Genomic DNA, 5,450 nt, shown 5'->3' on the forward strand with positions numbered 1-5,450 from the left:
GCCCCCTCCCCCTTCACCCCGCTCGACTTCCAGCTCGTCCTCCTGCGGCGGATGGCCGATCACCAGCCCGTACGCGTGGACGACGCGCGGCGTGAACTCGGCGTATCGCAGGCGGAGATGCGGGAGGCGAACCGGCGGTGGCAGGCGATGGTGCGGTCGCCGCGGGGGCGTGGAGCGGTGGCGCGGTACCGGTCGGTGCTCGGGGCGCCCGAGGCGAAGGTCCGGCGACAGGTCGGGGATCTGGCCTGTGAGGCGCTGCTGTGGCCGGTGCCGCTCTGGCCCGGCCTGCGGTTCGAGGTACTGCTCGCGCCGGGCGGTGCGGCGGTGATCAACGAGTGGCTGATCCGCGCGCCCGGCGCGGCGGGCCCCGAGCTGCGGACGGTGGAGGATCTCGTGCCCTGGTCGGCCACGGTCGACGAGGTGGGCCGCGCGTTCCCGCCGGCCGAGCTCCTCGAGGGCTCGGCCCCCACGCGCTGGCGCCTCGCCTTCGAGGCCCCGGATGCGGACGGGGTGCTCAAGGCGTACGTCGGGGACTTCACGTGGGGGCTGCTCCAGGAGGTCGTCCCCGCGGTGTGAGTCGTCCCCGCGGTGTGAGTCGTCCCCGCGGTGTGAGTCGCCCCTGCGGCGTAGATCGTCCCTGCGGCATAAACGGTTTTCGTCGCCGTCCCGTGTCGGGAGATAGTGCTGACCATGATGGCGAGACCGGAGGTCGGGAACGCGGTGCGCCGGTGTGCCGCGTGCGGGGAGTACGCCTACGGCGGTGCGCCGGACTGCGCCGACTGCCGCGCGCTCGTGGACGCGATCGTCGAGGAGGAATGGGCCGCGTTCGTACGCCGGTGGGGTGCGGGCGCGGACGAGGAGCGGGCCCTGGCCGAACTGGTCGCGGGTGAGCCGGACCGGCATGACTGGCGCGTGGTCGACGCCGCGTACGACCGGCTGACGTGCGGCGACTGCGGGGAGCGGGTGGTGGACCGGGCCGTCGAGGAGACGCCGGCCCGGCTCGGGGAGGGGCACGAGTGAGTACGGAGACAGCGTGCGAGTGAGTTCGGAGACAGCGAATCCGACCGGCCGGGCCGAGCGCGCGCTCGACCATGTGGCCGGGCTCGCCCGCGGCGGGCCGCTCGACGCGGCGCTGCGGGTCACGCTGAACTTCCACCCCGACCGCCTCACCGGCGACGGCACACCGATCCTCGACGCGATGGCCGAACAGGGCCTCTACAGCTCGCAGTTCGTGACCGGCACGAGCAACGGCGGGCTCACCGCGTACGAGGGCGGCGACCGGTGGCGCTGGGAGAGCCGGATCTTCGGCGGGGCGTACGACGACGCACCGGGCGCGGAGCGTCCGGTGTACGGCGGGCTCAACTTCCGCCGCAGGACCACCGGTGCGGCGCCCCGTTTCGGCTCGGCGCACCTGCGCCTGACGGCGGGCGCACTGGCCCGCACGACCTTCTGCTATCCGGACAGCTTCCTGGAGCCGGCCGACTTCGGTGTGGCCGCCGCCTGCGATCTGATCCCTCTCGCGCTCGCCGACGACATGGACGCGCTCGACGACTACATCGAGACCCAGGTGCACGGCCCGGTGCGCTTCACCGCCGATGTCGAGGCGCTGGTCCTCGACCCCTGTTTCCGGGGTACGGAGGTCGAGGCGTCGGCACGAAGCCTCGGCTGTCCCGTGGAGTTCCACGGCGGGTTCCGTATCTCCGTGGGCGAGTTGGCGCCGCACGGCGACTTCCGGGGTCAGGAGTTCGTGGACCTCGGGCTCTCGCTGGCGGCCGACGGCTTCTTGGACCCGGCCCTGCTGGGAGCGGCGTCCCGGTCGGGCGCGTACGACCAGCAGGCGCTGAAGCGGGTGTGGCATCTGCTGGCGCGGTTCGGTGCGCCTTCCGCGTAAGGCTGACGCTTCCCACGTAGGCGCTGACACCTCCCGGGTACGGGCTGACACCTCCCGCGTAGGGGCTAATGCGCCTCGCCCCGGCCCGGGTGCGAGGGTCGGTGATGCTCGGTCAGAACGGTGAGCAGCCGGGTGAGTTGGCCCTGCTGTGCGGCGGTGAGCGGGGCGAGCAGTTCGCGCTGGGCGTCGGCGATGAGTGCGTCGAGGCGTTCCATGCGGCGGCGGCCGGTGGCCGTGAGGGTGATGACGTTGCGGCGGCGGTCGACGGGGTCGGGTTCGCGGCGGATACAGGAGGCGTCGGAGAGTTCGTTGAGCACGGCCACCATGTCGCTGCGGTAGATGCCCGTACGGCGGCTGAGTTCGGCCTGGCTGGCGGCGCCGGCGTCGGCCAGCGCGACGAGCACGGCGAAGTGCCACTTGCGCGCACCCTCGGCGGCGAGGCGCTCGCTCACGAGCCGGTCGGCGACGACCGCGGCCCCCGCGATCAGCCGGCTGGGGATGGCGCGCAGCCGGGCCGGGGTGGGGTCGGGGGTCGGGGTCATCAGGGCCTCCTGTGTCGTACCGGCACCGGCGGCCGACCCTCACTGCGTCGGCGCCGGCCTTCACCCATTGCGTTAGTGGCACTAACAGTCTACCTTCGTTAGTGCCACGAACGTTTATGGCTCTGGATCCCTGGACCTCCCCGAGGAGTGCAACCATGATCAAGCCGTTCCGTATCGCCATCCCCCAGGCCGACCTCGACGACCTCAACGACCGCCTGGCCCACACCCGTTGGCCCAATGAACTCACCGGCGCCGGGTCCGACTACGGCTTCCCGCTGGCCCGCCTGAAGGAGCTCGCCGAGTACTGGCGCACCGGTTACGACTGGCGCGCCCACGAGGCCGAGCTCAACAAGCTCGAGCACTTCACCACCGAGATCGACGGCCAGAACATCCACTTCGTCCACGTCCGCTCCCCCAGGCCGGACGCGCTCGCGCTGATCCTCACGCACGGCTGGCCCGGCTCGTTCCTGGAGTTCCTCGACATGATCGAGCCGCTGTCGCGCGACTTCCACCTGGTGATCCCGTCCATCCCGGGATACGGCTTCTCGGGTCCGACCCACGACCGCGGCTGGGACGCCGACCACGTGGCGCGGGCCTGGGCCGAGCTGATGCGCCGTCTCGGATACGAGCGCTACGGCGCCCAGGGCGGCGACTTCGGCGCGGGCATCTCCCTGGCGCTGGGCGCGTACGCACCCGAGCAGGTCGTCGGGGTCCACATCAACTATCTGCCGACCAGGCCGGATCCGGAGGCCGGCCTGGTGCTTTCCGCCTCGGACGAGGCCCGCCTGGACAAGGTCCGTCACCTGATGGCGAACCGCCCGCCGTACCAGGCCCTGCAGGCCACCACCCCGCAGACCATCGGCTACGCGCTGACCGACTCGCCGGTCGGCCAACTCGCCTGGATCGCCGAGCGGTTCGCGCAGTGGACCGACCCGCGCACCCCGGTGAGCGCCGACCGGATGCTCACCGACATCTCCCTGTACTGGCTCACCGCCACCGCCGCCTCCTCGGCCCGGCTGCACCGCGAGACAGCGCGCGGGCACGCGGCCTGCGAGGTGCCGGTGGGCGTGGCGGTGCTCCCGTACGACATCACGCAGTCGGTACGGCCGCTGGCCGAGCGGATCTACGACATCAGGCACTGGTCGGAGTTCGAGCGCGGCGGACACTTCGCGGCGATGGAGGTGCCGGAGCTCCTTTCCGAGGACGTCCGTGAGTTCTTCCTGACCTGCACGAAGCCGCACGACTCCTGAGGCGCTCGGCCCGTCGCCTGCCCGAGCTGCGCGCTTCCCTCCGGGTAACCACCCACTTTGTTGTACGTACTTGAGGCGGCCGTCACGCCAGGCGGAGGCTGGGGAGCGGCCGCCGTGCATCCGGCGGCCGAGGCTGGGGAGCGGCCGTCACCGTTCCGGCGGCCGAGCGGTCAGCAGATATCCGGAATCGGCATAAGGGGACAACGTGGGTGGCACGGACGTGACCGTCATCGGCCTGGGCGACATGGGCAGGGCACTGGCGTCGGCGCTGGTCGCCGCCGGGCACCGCACGACCGTATGGAACCGCAGCGCGGACAAGGCCGACGAGCTCGTGGCGCAGGGCGCGGTGCGGGCCGCGAGTGTCGAAGAGGCCCTGTCGGCCAGTCCGTTGACCCTCGTCTGCCTGATCGACTACGAGGTGACGCGCACCCTGCTCGGCCCCGTGGCCGAGGCCCTGCGCGGCCGCACCCTGGTCCAGCTCAGCAACGGCACACCGGAGCAGGCCCGGTCCCTGGAGGCGTGGGCAACCGGACAGGGCGCCGGCTATCTGGACGGCGGCATCATGGCCGTCCCCGGCACGATCGCCACGCCCGAGGCGTTCGTTCTCTACAGCGGAGCGGAAAAGCATTTCACCGCGCACCGGCCGGTGTTCGAGGCCTTCGGCACGGCGAAGTACCTCGGCTCCGACACGGGGTTGGCCTCCCTGTACGACCTGGCGCTGCTGAGCGGGATGGACTACCTGTTCGCGGGCTTCTTCCATGCCGTCGCCGTGGCCACCTCGCACAAGGACGTGACCGCGGCCGGCTTCACCGAGTTCCTGGTGCCCTGGCTGACGAACATGGCCCACCAGCTGCCCGCGCTCGCCGCCGATGTCGACTCCGACGGCGAGCCGGCGTACACGCAGGGCCTGGACGTGCTCCTCGCCGCGGCCCGCAACATGGCGCAGGCCGCCCGGGACGCCGGAGTGCGGGCCGAGTACTTCGACCGGGCCGCGGCAGACCTGGAGCGGCAACTGGCCGAAGGCGGCGAGGCGTTCACCGCCTCCGGCGCGGTGCGTGCGCTGCGGGTTCCGGGGGTGTCCGGCGACCGGGCGTGATGCGAGGCGACGGGCCGTGATGCGACGCGACGGGCTGTGATCCGATCCGACGGGCTGTGATCCGACCCGGCCGGCCTTGGGGGCCCCTCAGCTCACCGCGTCCCGTACGCCTTGGGCCACCGCGTCGTCGCCGAGGAAGTCGTTGTGCTCCAGACAGCCCGCGGCGACGTTGGCCGCGCCGGTGAGCGGGACGCTGCTGTCCGGGTTGATGACCTCGTCGCAGTTCGACCAGAACGTCGTGTAAGACACCGCGCCCGGAGTCTCGTCACCCTCGGCGAGACCATCCTGAACGTACGACCCGGGCGTCATGTCGCGGCAGGCCTGCGACCAGAGCGCGCAGGCCCAGGCCGTACTGGTGCCGTGGTTGGGGCCGGCCAGGGAGACCCAGTCGTCGACCTTGCCGAGGCCACCGCCGTGCTTGATGTACCAGCGGGTGACCAGGCTGCCGAAGGAGTGGGCGACGATGTCGACCCGCGCGGCACCGGTCTGCGCGCGGACGTCGTCCACGTAGGCGGCGAACGCGCCCGACAGTGTTTCGTTCACCGACTGGTCCGTGTCGTAGCCCCAGGAGAAGAGTTCCGCGTCGGTGTAGCCGGAGGATCTGAAGTCCTCGCGCAGGGAGCCCCAGACGCCGGGGTCGGCGTTGTAGCCGTGGACGAAGATCACGGGGG

Annotated in this window: 7 protein-coding genes; 5 read left to right on the top strand and 2 right to left on the bottom strand. The window is 71.7% G+C overall.

Features of this window, described 5'->3' with window-relative positions:
* The 3 genes from G6045_RS38900 to G6045_RS38910 all read left to right on the top strand — a co-directional run.
* Window positions 1-576: hypothetical protein (locus G6045_RS38900; RefSeq protein ID WP_165336971.1), on the top strand; the 576-nt coding region annotated here is incomplete at its 5' end.
* 114 nt (window positions 577-690) lie between these two features.
* A complete protein-coding gene (locus G6045_RS38905; protein ID WP_165336970.1) occupies window positions 691-1,020 on the top strand; it encodes a C27 family endopeptidase in 330 nt (109 codons plus the stop codon).
* Between the two features lie 19 nt (window positions 1,021-1,039).
* Window positions 1,040-1,891: a DUF3626 domain-containing protein gene (locus G6045_RS38910; protein WP_328708069.1), complete on the top strand. Its 852-nt coding sequence runs from the start codon at window positions 1,040-1,042 to the stop codon at window positions 1,889-1,891.
* 65 nt (window positions 1,892-1,956) lie between these two features.
* Here the strand turns inward: G6045_RS38910 and G6045_RS38915 are convergent, their stop codons facing one another.
* Entirely contained in the window at window positions 1,957-2,433 is a 477-nt protein-coding gene (locus G6045_RS38915; RefSeq protein WP_165336972.1) for a MarR family winged helix-turn-helix transcriptional regulator, read from the bottom strand.
* A 155-nt stretch (window positions 2,434-2,588) separates the two neighbouring features.
* Between G6045_RS38915 and G6045_RS38920 the strand changes: the two genes are divergently transcribed.
* On the top strand, window positions 2,589-3,683 hold the full coding sequence (locus tag G6045_RS38920) for an epoxide hydrolase family protein (protein WP_165336973.1): 1,095 nt from the start codon (window positions 2,589-2,591) through the stop codon (window positions 3,681-3,683).
* 205 nt (window positions 3,684-3,888) lie between these two features.
* A complete protein-coding gene (locus G6045_RS38925) occupies window positions 3,889-4,779 on the top strand; it encodes an NAD(P)-dependent oxidoreductase (protein WP_165336974.1) in 891 nt (296 codons plus the stop codon).
* A gap of 87 nt (window positions 4,780-4,866) precedes the next feature.
* On the opposite strand, the gene G6045_RS38930 is transcribed toward G6045_RS38925, so the two are convergent.
* The coding region (locus G6045_RS38930; RefSeq protein WP_165336975.1) for an esterase/lipase family protein at window positions 4,867-5,450 on the bottom strand (584 nt) is incomplete at its 5' end.

The sequence above is a fragment of the Streptomyces mesophilus genome (genome assembly GCF_011044995.1).
Taxonomy (GTDB): domain Bacteria; phylum Actinomycetota; class Actinomycetes; order Streptomycetales; family Streptomycetaceae; genus Streptomyces; species Streptomyces mesophilus.

Excerpts from the sequence above, each read along its gene's own strand:
- G6045_RS38905 (WP_165336970.1), top strand. The coding sequence starts at position 691 with ATGATGGCGAGACCGGAGGTCGGGAACGCGGTGCGCCGGTGTGCCGCG.
- G6045_RS38920 (WP_165336973.1), top strand. The coding sequence starts at position 2,589 with ATGATCAAGCCGTTCCGTATCGCCATCCCCCAGGCCGACCTCGACGAC.
- G6045_RS38915 (WP_165336972.1), bottom strand. The coding sequence starts at position 2,433 with ATGACCCCGACCCCCGACCCCACCCCGGCCCGGCTGCGCGCCATCCCC.